Origin of the sequence: Bacteroides sp. AF32-8BH (genome assembly GCF_003435205.1) — a bacterium.
GTDB lineage: Bacteria > Bacteroidota > Bacteroidia > Bacteroidales > Bacteroidaceae > Bacteroides > Bacteroides ovatus.
Genome location: NZ_QVLZ01000123.1, coordinates 270 through 524, shown reverse-complemented (window position 1 = coordinate 524; position 255 = coordinate 270).

Sequence of the window (255 nt, the reverse complement as noted above, 5' to 3'; positions counted from 1 at the left end):
CGTCATTTAATCATTTGTTAATATGACAATCCAAACCCAGGCTTTTACACCCCTTGAATTTCGACCGCAAAAATACATACCTATAAACCAGCTCCCAAAGCAAAAAACAAGTATTTTAAACTTATAAATACTTAAAAAGACAACCACACAACAGCTACAACACTTACCACAGCAGCCAATCATGCTTACACAACAATTAAAAATACTTAACATCATAAAGAAAAGTACTTAAGCATACAAAAAAAAAAAAAAAAA